Genomic DNA, 14,038 nt, shown 5'->3' with positions numbered 1-14,038 from the left:
GTCCCGGGAGACCCGCCATGTCCATGCACGACTTCATCGCCGGCCTGCCCAAGGCCGAACTGCATCTGCACATCGAGGGCTCGCTCGAGCCCGAACTGATGTTCGAGCTGGCCAAGCGGAACAGGGTGTCCCTGCCCTTCGACAGCGTCGAGGCGGTGCGGGCCGCCTATGACTTTTCGAACCTGCAGGACTTCCTCGACATCTACTATGCCGGAGCGGATGTGCTGCGGACCGAAGAAGACTTCCACGATCTGGGTCTGGCCTATTTCCGGCGGGCGGCGGCGGACAGTGTGCGCCATGCCGAGATTTTCTTCGACCCCCAGACCCACACGGATCGCGGCATCCCCTTCCAGGTAGCGATCGACGGCCTGCTGGGCTCGATGGACCGGGCCGAGGCAGAGCTGGGTGTCACCTCGCGGCTGATCCTGTGCTTCCTGCGCCATCTGGACGAGGACGCGGCCTTTGCCACCCTGAAGGCCGCCGAGCCTTGGCAGGACCGGATTCTCGGCGTCGGTCTGGACTCCTCGGAGGTCGGCCACCCTCCGTCGAAATTCCAGCGGGTGTTCCAGCGCGCTGGAGAGATAGGTCTCAAGCGTGTCGCCCACGCCGGCGAGGAGGGCCCGCCCGCGTACATCTGGGAGGCACTGGACCTGCTGAAGGTCGACCGCATCGATCACGGCAACCGGGCCATGGAGGACCCGGCCCTGATCAGGCGCCTTGTCGAGGAAGGCATGACGCTGACGGTCTGCCCCCTGTCGAACCACAAGCTGTGCGTCGTCGACGACCTGGCGCGGCACCCCCTGCCCGCCATGCTGGACGCCGGGCTGAAGGTCACCCTGAACTCGGACGATCCCGCCTATTTCGGCGGCTATGTGAACCGCAACTATGAGGCCATGGCCGACCTCGCGGGCGTGACCCGCGAACAGCTGGTCGAACTCGCCATCAACAGCTTTGCCGGATCATTCCTGACCGAAGCCGACAAGGCGCGGCATATCAGTGCCGTGGAGGCGTACGCTGCCCAAATCGCGATGAGATAACGCTGATAAGTTTGCGTTGCGAGCGGATCACCAAGCGTTACAGTAAGCGGGCTGAGACAGGCGATCATGCCGGTCCATGGAGATAGCGAATGAAGACGTCCTTGTTGCTCACGACCCTTGCCGGGTTCTGCCTGGTAGCCTCGGCCGCCAGCGCCCAGGATCCCTCTGCCAGCCCTACCTTCGGCCAGGTGCGCCTGTCGGCTGGCTTCACCAATGACCCCTATACCGTCGAGGTCTTCGCGGGCGGTCCCGTCAATGGTGGCGCGCTCCCCGGCGCCTGCGTGGGCAATATCGGCGAAGCTCCCGACTTCCGTCTGACCTTTAACGGCAACGGTTCCACGCCGCTCTTCATCCGGACGATCTCCGGCTCTGACACGACCCTGATCATCAACGGACCGGACGGTCAGTGGTACTGCGACGACGACAGCTTCGGCGACGGAGACGCCCAGGTCCGCTTCGGCCGTCCCCAAAGCGGGGTCTACGACATCTGGGTCGGCGCGTTCAGCGGCAACCCGGAAACCATTCTGGTCATCACCGAGATCGAATAGGCCCGAACACCCGAACTGAAACACCCTCCGGCAGCGCTACCGGAGGGTGTGGTGTTGGCGGGCAACTCAGATCAATCGTCGTCGATGTCGATTTCGCGGACCGTGCCGTCGTGGTTGATCTCGACCTCGATTTCACGGCCATCGGCCGTCCAGCCCTCAACCTCCCACCCGTAGTCTTCGCGATCGACGTCTTTCAGCCGGACCATTCCATGGCGCTCGGCAATCGAGATCGCCTGTTCCTCGGTGACGGGATCCTGGGCCTGCACCATGGTCGGGGTGGCAAGAAGCCCGAGCGCTGCCGCGGCAATCAGTACATTACGCATCATTCTTCCTGTGTTCATCATTGTCCTCGCCTGAGACAAGCCTCAGGTTTGCCGAACGGTTCCGCACGGACGCTTGACTCCAGTCGCGGCTACGCACAGGGAAGACGGGCTCTCGCGGGAGAGATCGGGGTCATGGTTTGGGTCCCGGAGCCGAAGGCGCAACCGCCCCGGAAACGCTCAGGCAAAAGGACCGCGAGGCGCACCAGACGCTGGAAAGAGCCCGGCAGGGCTCGCCGACGGAGCAAGGCGAACGCGTTCGCCGGAATCTCTCAGGCTTCGAGACAGCGGGGGCTTTACGGGACGGGCGACCGTCCGCGAGTGAGAGCCCGACACCGATGACCGAGCTGAAGACCACACCCCTGAATGCGGCGCACCGGGCGCTGGGCGCCCGCATGGTCGGCTTCGGCGGTTACGACATGCCGGTGCAGTACGAGGGTGTCCTGGCCGAGCACCGCTGGACGCGCGAGCACGCGGGCCTGTTCGATGTCTCGCACATGGGCCAGGCGCGCATCACGGGTGCCGATGCCGTGAGCTGGTTTGAACGCTTCGTCCCCGGCGACTATCAGATCCTCAAGGCCGGCAAGCAGAAATACTCCCTGCTGCTGAACGACGACGGCGGCATCATGGACGACCTGATGGCGGGCAAGCCCGACCATGCGGGCCTCTATGTCGTCGTCAATGCGGGCAACAAGGACGCGGACTTTGCCTGGCTTCAGGCGCGACTGGAAGGCGACGTCACCCTGACGCGTCTGGAAGATCGCGCCCTGCTGGCCATCCAGGGGCCTGAGGCGGCCGAGGTGATGGCTGCGCACGAGCCCGTGCTGGCCGAGATGGGCTTCATGGATTGTGCCCGTCTGATGATGTTCGGATGCGACTGCTTCATCTCCCGGTCGGGCTATACGGGCGAGGACGGTTACGAGATTTCGGTGCCCGGCGATCAGGCCGAACGCATCTGGAATACCCTGCTGGAAGACGCCCGCGTCAAGCCGATCGGTCTGGGCGCGCGGGACAGCCTGCGTCTTGAGGCGGGCCTTCCCCTGCACGGCCATGACATCGACCCGACCACCAGCCCGGTGGAGGGTAACCTCACCTTTGCCCTGTCGAAGTCGCGCAAGGAACGCGCGGACTTCCCGGGGGCCGAGCGTATCCTCAAGGAATTGGCGGACAGCCCGGCCCGGGTCCGCATCGGATTGCACGTCAAGGAAGGGGCTCCCGCCCGCGAAGGCGCCGAGATCGCCGATGCTGACGGCAAGGTTATCGGCACCGTCACCTCGGGTGGCCCGTCGCCGTCCCTCGGGAAGAACATCGCCATGGGCTACGTTCCCCCGGCCTTTGCCGAACTCGGCACGGACCTGAAAGTTATCGTGCGCGGCAAGCCTGCTGCCGCCACCGTCACCGCCATGCCCTTTGTGGCGCAACGCTATTATCGCAAACCGAAAGCCTGAGAGATCAGACCATGAAGTTCACCAAGGATCACGAGTGGGTCAAACTGGACGGTGACGTCGCCACCGTCGGCATCACCAAACACGCCGCCGACCAGCTGGGCGATGTCGTGTTCGTCGAGGTGCCCGAGGTCGGCAAGACCGTCGGCAAGGGCGACAGCTTCGCCGTCGTCGAAAGCGTCAAGGCGGCATCCGACGTCTATGCCCCCGTCTCGGGCGAAGTGGTCGAGGCCAATGACGCCCTGTCCGGCGCCCCGGAAACCGTCAATGCCGATGCCGAGGGCGAGGGCTGGTTCGCGAAGATCAAGGTCTCCGATGCCGCGCAGCTGGATGGCCTGATGGACCGCGCCGCCTACGACGCCTTCCTCGCCACCCTCTGACCCCGCTTCCGGGCAGCTGATTAAGAGTCAGCTGCCCGGCCAGGAATCTGCCATGCGCTACCTCCCCCTGACGCCCGACGACCGTGAGGCCATGCTGGCCGCCATCGGTGTGAAATCGATCGATGACCTGTTCGTCGACGTGCCGGAAGCTGCCCGTCTGGACGGCCCGGTCGACCTGCCCCGCGTGGCAGGCGAGCTGGAGGTCGAGCGGGCGCTGGGCGCCATGGCGGCAAAGAACGCCACGGCGGGCACGGTGCCCTTCTTCTGCGGCGCAGGGGCCTACAAGCACCATGTGCCGGCGACGGTTGACCATGTCATCCAGCGGTCGGAGTTCCTGACCAGCTACACCCCCTATCAGCCGGAAATCGCCCAGGGGACGCTGCAGTATCTGTACGAGTTCCAGACCCAGGTCGCGAACCTGACCGGCATGCCGGTGGCCAATGCCTCGCTCTACGATGGCTCGACCGCCATGGCCGAGGGCGTGCTGATGGCCACCCGCGTGACCCGCCGCAACAAGGCGGTGATCTCGGGCGGGGTGCATCCGCACTATGTCGCCGCGACCGAGACCGTGGTCCACGCCGTCGGGGTCGAGACCCAGGTGCTGGCCGCCGCCGTCGACGCCGAGGCCGCCGTGATCGACCAGATCGGGCCGGACACCGCCTGCGTCGTGGTCCAGACCCCGAACGTGTTCGGCACGGCGACGGACGTGACGAAGATCGCCGAGGCGGCCCACGCCGCCGGCGCCCTGCTGATCGTGGTGGTGACCGAGGCCGTGTCCATGGGCCTGCTGAAGTCGCCGGGCGAGATGGGCGCGGACATCGTCGCCGCCGAGGGCCAGTCGATCGGCAACGCCCTGAACTTCGGCGGCCCCTACGTCGGCCTGTTCGCCTGCCGCGAAAAACTGGTCCGCCAGATGCCAGGCCGCCTGTGCGGCGAGACCGTGGATGCCGACGGCGAGCGGGGCTTCGTCCTGACCCTGTCGACGCGCGAGCAGCACATCCGCCGCGACAAGGCGACGTCGAACATCTGCACCAACTCGGGCCTGTGCACCCTTGCCTTCACCATCCACATGAGCCTGCTGGGCGAGACGGGGCTGCGGAGGCTGGCCCTGCTGAACCATGAGACGGCGGTGAAGACGCGCGACGCCCTGGCCGCGATACCGGGCGTGGAGGTGCTGACCCCGCGCTTCTTCAATGAATTTGCGGTCAGGCTGCCGAAGCCGGCCGCGGAAGTGGTCGAGCAACTGGCCGATCAACGTGTCCTCGCGGGCGTGCCCTACAGCCGCCTCGCACCCGGGGCCGGCATGGACGATGTCCTGCTGGTCGCCGCGACCGAGACCACCACCGAGGCTGACATCAAGATCCTGGCGACCGCGCTCGCCAAGGTTCTGGCGAACTGAGGACCGGACCGATGAGCACCATGAACACCGTTGGCCGTCCGACCACCCCGAACCGTGTTGAGTCGAAGCCCGCCACCCTCACCGGCGGTCGCGGCCTGTTGCAGAACGCGGCCCTGATCTTCGAGGGCGAGGGCTGGGGCAAGACCGGCGTCGATCTGCCCGAGCCTCAAGGCGATGCCTCCGACCTGGGCGATCTGGTCCGGCGCGATCCGATCGGCCTGCCGGGCCTGTCGGAGCCCGAGGCCATGCGCCACTATGTGCGGCTGAGCCAGAAGAACCACGCCATCGACCTGGCCATTTATCCGCTGGGCTCGTGCACCATGAAGCACAACCCGCGCCTGAACGAGAAGATGGCGCGCCTGCCAGGCTTCTCGGACATCCACCCCCTGCAGCCGCAGTCGACGGTCCAGGGCGCGCTGGAGCTGATGGATTCCCTGTCGCACTGGCTGACCACCCTGACCGGCATGCCCGCCGTGGCCCTGTCGCCCAAGGCCGGGGCCCACGGCGAGCTGTGCGGCCTGATGGCCATTCGCGCGGCGCACCGGGCGGCGGGCCACGGCCTGCGCTCCGACAAGCCCCGCAACAAGGTGCTGGTGCCGACCAGCGCCCACGGCACCAACCCCGCCACCGCCGCCTTCGTCGGCTATACGGTCGTCGAGATCGCCCAGACCAATGACGGGCGCGTGGATCTGGCCGATCTCGAGGCCAAGCTGGGCGATGACGTCGCCGCCATCATGGTGACCAACCCCAACACCTGTGGCCTGTTCGAGCGCGACATCCTCGAGATCAGCCGCCTGACCCACGAGGCGGGGGCCTATTTCTACTGCGACGGGGCCAACTTCAACGCCATCGTCGGCCGGGTGCGGCCGGGCGATCTGGGCGTCGACGCCATGCACATCAACCTGCACAAGACCTTCTCCACGCCCCACGGCGGCGGCGGACCGGGCGCGGGCCCGGTGGTGCTGTCCGAGGCGCTGGCCCCGTTCGCCCCGACCCCCTGGGTGGTCGGCGGCAAGGACGGCTTCAAGCTGGTGGAGTTCGCCGAGGATGAGGCGGAGCAGGCCTTCGGCCGCCTGTGTGCCTTCCAGGGCCAGATGGGCATGTACGTCCGCGCGCTCAGCTACATGATGAGCCACGGCTCGGACGGCCTGCGTCAGGTCGCCGAGGACGCGGTGCTGAATGCCAACTACATCAAGGCCCGCCTCGAGGATCTGATGAGCCCCGCCTTCCCCGAGGGGCCATGCATGCACGAGGCCCTGTTCGACGACGAATGGCTCAAGGGCACGGACATCACCACCCTGGACTTCGCCAAGGCGATGATCGACGAGGGCTTCCACCCGATGACCATGTACTTCCCGCTGGTCGTTCACGGGGCCATGCTGATCGAGCCGACCGAGACGGAGTCGAAGGCCGAGCTGGATCGCTTCATCCACGCCATGCGCGCCCTCGCCGAAGCCGCGAAGGCCGGCGACGTGGACCGTTTCAAGGGTGCACCCTTCCACGCCCCGATGAAACGTCTGGACGAGACACGGGCCGCGCGTCAGCCGGTGCTGCGCTGGACTGCTCCCGACGGCTCCAACCGGGCGGCCTGACCCGCACCACGCCTTCGTTCTCCCTCCGACATAAGCCGGGCTTCCGGCTGATCAGACCTGCGTGCACGGCATTGTGAACGCAGCGTCCGCTGATGCGCGTATGATGGCCCTGCGTAATCAGAACCCAAAACAAGCGTTGGGAGGCGCAATGGTCATGATGTCACGCGTTTACAAGGGAATGATCGCCGGATTTGTGGCGGCACTTGCAGTATCCGTTCTCGAGATCGTTCAGTATCTGGTCGGCCCTTGGGCCGTCAGCTTTCCCCGACTGGTCACCGTCATCCTCAATACCGAGTCCATGATCTGGACCGGCTGGGCCGGACACTTCGCTTTTGCGACCCTGATTCTTGGGCCCCTGTTCGGTATCCTGTGTCCGCGACTGCCCACCGAAACACCCGAGACCAAGGGCATCGTCTTTGCCGTCGGGGCCTTTCTGCTGATGGGGCTGACCGTCGCCCCCCTGGGCGGGATCGGCCTGTTCGGCGTACTGGCCGGCTTCGTCAGCGTGGCCTGGCTGGTGCTGACCCACGCCGTGTTTGGCGCGGTGCTGGGCAATGTCTATGCCCGGCTGGTCGGCAAGGGCTGGCGGCAGGAACGGGTCCGCGACCACGTCCATCTGGCGCATTAGCCGCAGGATGCGAAACGGCCCCGGAGAGTCCCTCCGGGGCCGTCAGTGCAGGGTCGTTGTCCCAGGCCCCTAGCGGCGCGGGCCGGCGTTCTTGACGTACTGGTCCAGCCAGCGGGTCATTTCCCACAGGGTGTGCCCGACCGATTCCCGCGCGCGATAGCCGTGCGCTTCCAGCGGCAGGACCACATAGCGGACCGTGGCCCCCTGCCCCTTGAGCGCCGCATAGAAGCGCTCGGACTGGACCGGGAAGGTGCCGGAATTGTCGTCCGCCTCGCCGTGGATCAGCAGGATCGGCTCATTGACCTGATCGGCATAGGTGAAGGGCGACATCTGCGTATAGGTGTCGGTCGCCTGCCAGTAGGTTCGCTGCTCGGCCTGGAAGCCGAACGGGGTCAGGGTCCGGTTATAGGCCCCGGAGCGGGCGATCCCGGTCCGGAACAGGTCCGTGTGGGCGAGAAGGTTGGCCGTCATGAAGGCGCCATAGCTGTGTCCCCCCACCGCGATCCGGTCGCGGTCGGCGACGCCCATCCCGACCACCGCATCAACCGCCGCCGACGCCGAGGCCGACAGCTGTTCGATGTAGGTGTCATTGGGCTCCGCCCCGTCGACGCCGATGATCGGCATGGAGGGATTGTCGAGGATGGCATAGCCCTGAGTCAGCAGGAACAGGTGACTGGAGCCGCCCGGGCGCACAAAGCGGTTGGCGGTATCGACCACCTGGCCGGCGACTGCGGCGTCGGTAAACTCGGCCGGATAGGCCCACATCAGCAGCGGCAAGGGACCATCGCGGTCCTTGTCGTAGCCGGCCGGCAGATAGAGGGTGCCTGACAACTGAACCCCGTCGGCGCGCTGATAGGTGATCAGCTGGCGACTGACACCGGCCAGTTGCGGCGCCGGGTCGGGGAAGGCCGTAAGCGCCATCCGGCTGCCGTCCGTGAGGTCGCGCAGATGGATGTTGGCCGGCTCGGTCAGGGTCTCTCGCCGGGTCACCAGCCGGGTGCCCTCGGCGTCGAGGAAGCCCACGACGGTTTCATATTCGCCGGTGGCCGAGCGCCACAGTTCGGTCCGCTTGCCGGTCTCAAGATCCATGCTGGCGACGAACGGATACTCACCCTCGCGCGTGGCCCCCGCGCCCGCCATAATGATGGCCCTGCCATCGGCCGAAAAGCGGATCAGAGACCGCCCCTGACCGTTTGGTTCGGTCACTGGGAAGCCCGGGTCATTGTAGCGATCCTGATAGTTGCGATCGATCAGCTTGCGCCCCTCGCCCGGATTGGAAGGATCGACAACAAACCGCATCTCGTGACGGGTGTTGAACCAGCGAGTATTGACCAGGGCCACATCATCGCGGCCCCACTGAATGCCGGCATAGCGCTCCGGCAGGTCAATCAGGGTGGTCGGCGTGCCCCGGAAGGGCGCGTCCAGCATCAGCACCCGGTCGCGGGTAACGGCCTCATTGGCCGGATTGCCGCCGTCCAGCGCCTCGACCCAGACCAGGGTGGCGTCGGCGTCGGCCCGCCACTGGACCGAGCGCGGGCCCGTCGGAACCGCGTCGAACGGCGTCGGCACATTGTCCCGCAGCGGCAGGTCTGCGACCCGATGGACGACCTGTCCGTTCAGATCCGTGACCACCACGTCCGCCGGGAACAGACTGGCCGGCACCACATAGCTGAAGGGCCGCTTGGCCACGGTCTGCAGGATGAAACGGCCGTCAGGCGACAGCGAGGCGCTGAGGATCACACCCGGCTGGCCAATGCGCTTCGGGCTGCCTTGCAGCGGCACCAGCATCAGCTGGCTGGTGAAATAATGGTCGAACAGCGCCTCATCGCCGGGATTGGACAGCAGGTCCTGATAGGTGCGGACCGGCGCGGCGCGCCCCATGCTCTCCTCGACGATCGGGCCGGTCGGTGGCCGGCTCACGTCGGGTGCGGCCCCCCGACCTTCCGGAATGGCCCGCACCAGCAGACCGGACCCGTCGGGCAGCCAGTCGATGCCGGTGCCGGACGCGGCATTGATCACAGGCGGGGTCAGACGACGCGCCGCGCGGCTGTCCACATCCACCACCCACAGGGCCAGGCCCTCCGGCTCATCCATCAGAAAGGCGATGCCGTCCCCGTTCGGCGACCAGCTGGGCGAGGTAAAGCGTGCACCCTCGGGCAGGGCTACGGCCTCGGCCTCGGCGCTGTCCAGCCCCTTCAGGCTAAGTCCCGTCAGCCAGCTGACCCGGCTGTTGGCCGGACCATTGTTGCGCGGATTGATGCGATAGCCGCCCAGCCGCAGCATGGGCTCGGCCAGTTCCGAGATCGGCGGGAGGTTCGACCGGTCGAACAGGGCCAGGGTGTCGCGGTCGGGGCTCAGGCTGGGTGTGGCGCTGGGCAGGGTGTCGAGGATCTGGGCGATGGGGGCCGGCGGTTGCTGATAGACGATCGGATCCGTGGACGCCGCCTGCGCCAGCGCCACCGACGGGGTGATCGCCGCCAGCGCCATCGCCGGTACCGCGGTCATGACCGCCAGAGCCGAAAGTCCGTTCATCCAGTGACGACGCCGCATGTGATCCACCCCGAAAGCACCCCCACGCGAGGGCGGGGCAAGCTAGGGGGCGGGGGTCGCGTGGGTCAAGCGCGCGTTTGCCTCAGGCCGGGTCCTGACCCGGAAAGCGCGCATCGTGGGCGTCCTGATAGGTCTCGCGGATGCCCTGCCGCGGCGTGTCGGCGCCGAGCTGTGACACCTGGGTCATCCAGACATCGGCCACTTGCTGGACGGTCACCGTGAACCAGTTCGGGGCCTGTTGACGGGCCCAGTTCTGGATCGAGGCCCCGTTGAAGATCAACATGAAGACGGTGACGATCAGAATGACCCGGCTGGTCCATCGAAGATCCCGGGCGGCGAGGGTCTCCTCATCGGCGGGCGGCGGCGGTGGAAAGGCCAGTTGGCCCAGTATCTTCAAACGACTGGGCCGCTTCGTATTCAGCGGAAGGTCGTGGGCATCGGCCCGGGCGTTCCAGTCGCTGGGCGGATCGGTCGGATCCACGGGCCTCTCCCCCTGCGGCATGGTCTCCTCTCCGACGGGCGGAAAGCGCGAGGGCGACGGCTCCGGGAAATCCGTGGGAAACGGATCAATCGGATCGTTCGGGTCATCGGGGTGATCAGCCATGCGCCCTACCCTCCCCTAGAACTGGAAATAGATGAAGGGGGCCACGCCGTCCGGGCGCATGGCCTCGACCAGCAGGAAGGCCGCGCCGACCAGCAGGCCCAGCGTCAGGGACGGTGCCGCCTTCAGGCGCACAGCCAGCCCCTCGGCCGCACGCGGCGGCAGCCAGTGCATGCCCAGACCGATGACGATCAGGCCCAGCATGAAGGGCGTGGTCAGGGCCAGCGGCCCCATCCGGCCCAGACCCTCCAGCATGGCCACGGCCAGGTCGAAGGTCTCGGCCCGGAACAGGATCCAGCCCAGGCAGACGATGTGGAAGGTGATCAGCACGCCGACCACCGTCGGGATCACCTTGCGGTCCCCGAATGCGGCCCGGCCGAGCCGCTCGATCACCTGCACCCCGCCGTGCAGCGCCCCCCAGGCCACGAAGGTCCAGGCGGCACCGTGCCACAGCCCGCCCAGCAGCATGGTGATCATCACATTGAGGCTGGACGACCACAGGCCTTTCTTGCCTCCACCCAGCGGCACATACAGATAGTCACGCAGCCAGCTGGACAGGCTGATATGCCAGCGCCGCCAGAACTGCTGCAGGGAACTGGCGCGGTAGGGCTGGTCGAAGTTGCGCGGAAAGGAATAGCCCAGCAGCAGGGCGATCCCGATAGCCATGTCGGAATAGGCCGAGAAGTCGCAATAGATCTGGACCGCATAGCCATAGACGGCTGCGGCAATGTCGAACGCTCCATAGGCTGAGGGGTCGAAGAAGACCGGATCGACCAGATTGACGGCCAGCTCGGATGCGATGACCGTCTTCTTGAACAGGCCCCAGACAATCAGCAGCAGGCCCAGCGTCGCCGCTTCCCGTGTCAGACGCGGTGTCCTGGCGAACTGCGGGAGCAGGTCCGAAGCCCGCACGATCGGCCCGGCGACGAGATGGGGGAAGAAGCTCATCAGCAGCATGACGTCGAGCAGGCTGTTGGCCGGCTCGGTCTTTCGCCGGTGCACGTCGACGACATAGCTGATGCCCTGGAAGGTGAAGAAGCTGATCCCGACGGGCAGCACCACCTGCAGCAGCGGCAAATCCCGCTCCCACCCGACGCGGGTCAGCAGATCCGCCATCTGCTCGATGAAGAAGCCATAGTATTTGAAGAAGCCGAGGATCAGCAGATTGATCAGCACGCCCAGCGCCACCAGCCATTTGCGCTGAACCGAACTGTCATTGCGGGCGATCAGGGCGGCGACGCCCCAGTTCAGCACCGCCGACAGGATCAGCAGGCCGACAAACCGCCAGTCCCACTGGGCATAGAAGAACCAGCTGGCCAGCAGCAGGAAGACCTTGCGACGGCCGTTCTCACGGTCCAGCGACCACGCGGTGAAATAGACGAACAGGAAGAAGACGCCGAAGGCGAGCGTCGGAAACAGCATCGATCAGTCCCCGCCCGTCCGGCCGGCCCGCCAGCCGTCGTAGCCAGACATCAGATCATCCGCGAAGACATCGCCGATCCACTCGGCTCCAGCGGCGGTGAAATGCACCCGGTCGCCGCGCATCAGCGGCTCAGGCCCCCCTGCCAGTCGATCCGCCGAACACGCCCCGCCCATACGCCCGTACCAGTCCCAGAATGCCACACCCAAGTCCTCGGACACGCGGCGTTGCACATCCCGGACCAGCGCCAGGTTCGGCGGCGTCTGCCACTCGCCCTGGGCTCCGCAGCTCTGTGACCAGGGTTGTGGACCTGCGGACGGGGAGGTCCGGCGTAATCCGTCCGGTGCCCCGAGGATCATGATGGCGGCATCCGGCACCGCCTGCCGCAACCCCGCGATCCGGTCTCGCAGCGCGCGTTCATAGGCGACAATATCCAGCCCGCCATCGAAGCCCTCATTGACCCCATAGGCCAGCAGGATCAGGTCGGGCGGATCGGTCTGCAGCTGGGCATCGACCGTCGCCGCATCCCGGCCGTCCAGGTCCATCAGGGTTGAGCCGACGACGCCGAGATTTGACAGGCTCAGCCCCGCGTCGCTCCACAAGCGGACATCGTCCAACACCACCGGCGCGTCCACGGCGACCAGGGTCAGGCCAGCACCGCCGGGGGACAGGTCGATCCCGGCACACAGGGGGCCAGCAAGGTCACGCCGAAACGCGATGGTCCGGGGCAGGCCGATATCGGGGATGATCTGCAATCCGCCCCGGTCCGGCCCGGCCTGTCCGCATACGCCCACCGAGGTCAATGGCACGCCCGGATCGACGGTGATCGACAGATGGTCCCCGGTCTCGAGCCGTCCCTGTCCTCCGGCCAGACCCATTGACACCCGCGTGCCACCCGCCGCCAGCGGGGCCGGCAGATAGCGGGTTCCGGTCGTCGCAATCATCACCTGGCGCGGGGCATAGCCGGCATAGGGCAGCCCCGGCGGCAGTATCCCCCGCCCGCCCCGCCCGAAACGGGCCTGCATGCGGCTGCGGACCCGGCCACTGATCTGGTCCCCCGCCGTGTGACTGTCGCCAATCTGCAGAATATGAACGCGGCCGCCGCCCGGGGCTTCGAGGGCTTCCAGCTTCAGGAAAGCCGGTGCCAGAAATTCGACGCCGCAGATCGGTGCGCCGCAGACCGTCTCGCCCGGAGCGGGCCGCTCGACCGGCATGTAAGGGGTCTGGGCGCGACAAACCGCTGCGCCCACCGCCAGGGAAAGGATCACAGCTGCCGCAGCGGCCTGGATCGCCATGGATCAGGGTGTGTCCGGCCCGACCGACCGGGTCTCATCCACGCCCATATCGGCCTTGAGCCGGTCTGCGACCGGATCGGCCATGCGCAGATAACCGCTCATGCTCATATGGATGCCGTCGCCAGCCCGCATCAGACGACGACGCCCCTGATCGTCGCTGAGGTAGGCCTCATAGCCGCCCGCCTCGTTTGAGGTGAGGGTAACGGTGTCGAACCAGGGCACGCCCAGGGCCGTCATGCGCGCCTCCACGACGTCGTTGATGAGCGCCATGCGTCCGTCAAAGCCGCTGCTCTTCATACGCGGCAGGCCGACCCAGTAGACCTCGGCCCCGCGCGACCGCATCAGTTGGACCAGATTGTCGACGCGCCGGGCGTAGGCGGCCTTCCAGCCGTCGCTGCCAAACGGGTGGATCTGGCCGTCGATGACGATGGCCTGGGCGTCATTGGTGCCGAACAGGATGATGGCGACATCGACCGGCTGCCCGGCCAGTTGACGCGTGGTCTTGGCCTGGATGTCGACATAGTCGTAGCGGCTGAGACCGGTCGAGACCTCGCTGAACTTGACCACATCGACACCGTCCAGATCGCCGAGATCGCGGTACAATGCCGCCCACAGGCCGTCGGCCATGGAGTCACCGAACACGCCGATGGTCAGTTTGCCGTCGGCATAACGGGTCTTGAGACTGCTGGCGGGGACAACCGGCGCCTCAACCTCGACCGGCGCTGCTGCGACGGCGGTCCCGGCGGCACTGGCCGAGGCATTCGCCTGCCCGCCCAGCATCAGGGTGGGATTGCTCAGCCAGGCGCGACCGTCGGGGGTCAGC

Annotated in this window: 13 protein-coding genes and 1 riboswitch; of the genes, 7 read left to right on the top strand and 6 right to left on the bottom strand. The window is 66.7% G+C overall.

All coding sequences use genetic code 11. The features are described from left to right. Positions 1-17 precede the first annotated feature (17 nt). Positions 18-1,037: an adenosine deaminase gene (locus tag IBJ06_RS12980; protein WP_292161087.1), complete on the top strand. Its 1,020-nt coding sequence runs from the start codon at positions 18-20 to the stop codon at positions 1,035-1,037. Positions 1,038-1,126: 89 nt separating this feature from the next. Further along, complete coding sequence (locus tag IBJ06_RS12975; RefSeq protein ID WP_292161084.1) at positions 1,127-1,585, top strand: peptidase S1; 459 nt, start codon at positions 1,127-1,129, stop codon at positions 1,583-1,585. A gap of 71 nt (positions 1,586-1,656) precedes the next feature. Here the strand turns inward: IBJ06_RS12975 and IBJ06_RS12970 are convergent, their stop codons facing one another. After that, positions 1,657-1,908 carry a PepSY domain-containing protein gene (locus IBJ06_RS12970; RefSeq protein WP_292161082.1) on the bottom strand — a complete coding sequence of 84 codons (252 nt, stop codon included), beginning with the start codon at positions 1,906-1,908 and terminating at the stop codon, positions 1,657-1,659. A 105-nt stretch (positions 1,909-2,013) separates the two neighbouring features. Beyond that, positions 2,014-2,111: riboswitch (glycine riboswitch) on the top strand. A 132-nt stretch (positions 2,112-2,243) separates the two neighbouring features. On the opposite strand from IBJ06_RS12970, the gene gcvT reads away from it, so the two are divergent. The 5 genes from gcvT (at position 2,244) to IBJ06_RS12945 (ending at position 7,349) form a co-directional block, all read left to right on the top strand. Next, positions 2,244-3,353 carry a glycine cleavage system aminomethyltransferase GcvT gene (gene gcvT, locus IBJ06_RS12965; protein ID WP_292161080.1) on the top strand — a complete coding sequence of 370 codons (1,110 nt, stop codon included), beginning with the start codon at positions 2,244-2,246 and terminating at the stop codon, positions 3,351-3,353. An 11-nt stretch (positions 3,354-3,364) separates the two neighbouring features. Further along, entirely contained in the window at positions 3,365-3,730 is a 366-nt protein-coding gene (gene gcvH / locus IBJ06_RS12960) for a glycine cleavage system protein GcvH (protein WP_292161078.1), read from the top strand. A 52-nt stretch (positions 3,731-3,782) separates the two neighbouring features. Next, complete coding sequence (gene gcvPA, locus IBJ06_RS12955) at positions 3,783-5,129, top strand: aminomethyl-transferring glycine dehydrogenase subunit GcvPA (RefSeq protein ID WP_292161076.1); 1,347 nt, start codon at positions 3,783-3,785, stop codon at positions 5,127-5,129. Between the two features lie 11 nt (positions 5,130-5,140). Beyond that, positions 5,141-6,721, top strand: a complete 1,581-nt coding sequence (gene gcvPB / locus IBJ06_RS12950; protein WP_292161074.1) for an aminomethyl-transferring glycine dehydrogenase subunit GcvPB — start codon at positions 5,141-5,143, stop codon at positions 6,719-6,721. Positions 6,722-6,875: 154 nt separating this feature from the next. Beyond that, positions 6,876-7,349 carry a DUF6789 family protein gene (locus IBJ06_RS12945; RefSeq protein WP_292161072.1) on the top strand — a complete coding sequence of 158 codons (474 nt, stop codon included), beginning with the start codon at positions 6,876-6,878 and terminating at the stop codon, positions 7,347-7,349. A 69-nt stretch (positions 7,350-7,418) separates the two neighbouring features. Here IBJ06_RS12945 and IBJ06_RS12940 read toward each other — a convergent pair whose 3' ends face one another. The 5 genes from IBJ06_RS12940 to IBJ06_RS12920 form a co-directional block, all read right to left on the bottom strand. Further along, positions 7,419-9,899 carry a prolyl oligopeptidase family serine peptidase gene (locus tag IBJ06_RS12940; RefSeq protein ID WP_292161070.1) on the bottom strand — a complete coding sequence of 827 codons (2,481 nt, stop codon included), beginning with the start codon at positions 9,897-9,899 and terminating at the stop codon, positions 7,419-7,421. Between the two features lie 82 nt (positions 9,900-9,981). Further along, entirely contained in the window at positions 9,982-10,503 is a 522-nt protein-coding gene (locus tag IBJ06_RS12935) for a hypothetical protein (protein WP_292161068.1), read from the bottom strand. 15 nt (positions 10,504-10,518) lie between these two features. Next, the gene (locus tag IBJ06_RS12930; protein ID WP_292161066.1) at positions 10,519-11,922 is read right to left on the bottom strand and encodes an MBOAT family protein; all 1,404 of its coding nucleotides are present in this window, start codon (positions 11,920-11,922) and stop codon (positions 10,519-10,521) included. A gap of 3 nt (positions 11,923-11,925) precedes the next feature. Next, positions 11,926-13,215 carry a GDSL-type esterase/lipase family protein gene (locus IBJ06_RS12925; RefSeq protein WP_292161065.1) on the bottom strand — a complete coding sequence of 430 codons (1,290 nt, stop codon included), beginning with the start codon at positions 13,213-13,215 and terminating at the stop codon, positions 11,926-11,928. A gap of 3 nt (positions 13,216-13,218) precedes the next feature. Beyond that, positions 13,219-14,038, bottom strand: an 820-nt coding sequence (locus IBJ06_RS12920) for a DUF459 domain-containing protein (protein WP_292161063.1), incomplete at its 5' end; no start/stop codon positions are given.

It is taken from the genome of Brevundimonas sp. (assembly GCF_016742135.1).
GTDB lineage: Bacteria > Pseudomonadota > Alphaproteobacteria > Caulobacterales > Caulobacteraceae > Brevundimonas.
The sequence above is the reverse complement of the archived record's forward strand: the minus strand, read 5'-3'. Positions and strand labels throughout refer to the sequence as shown.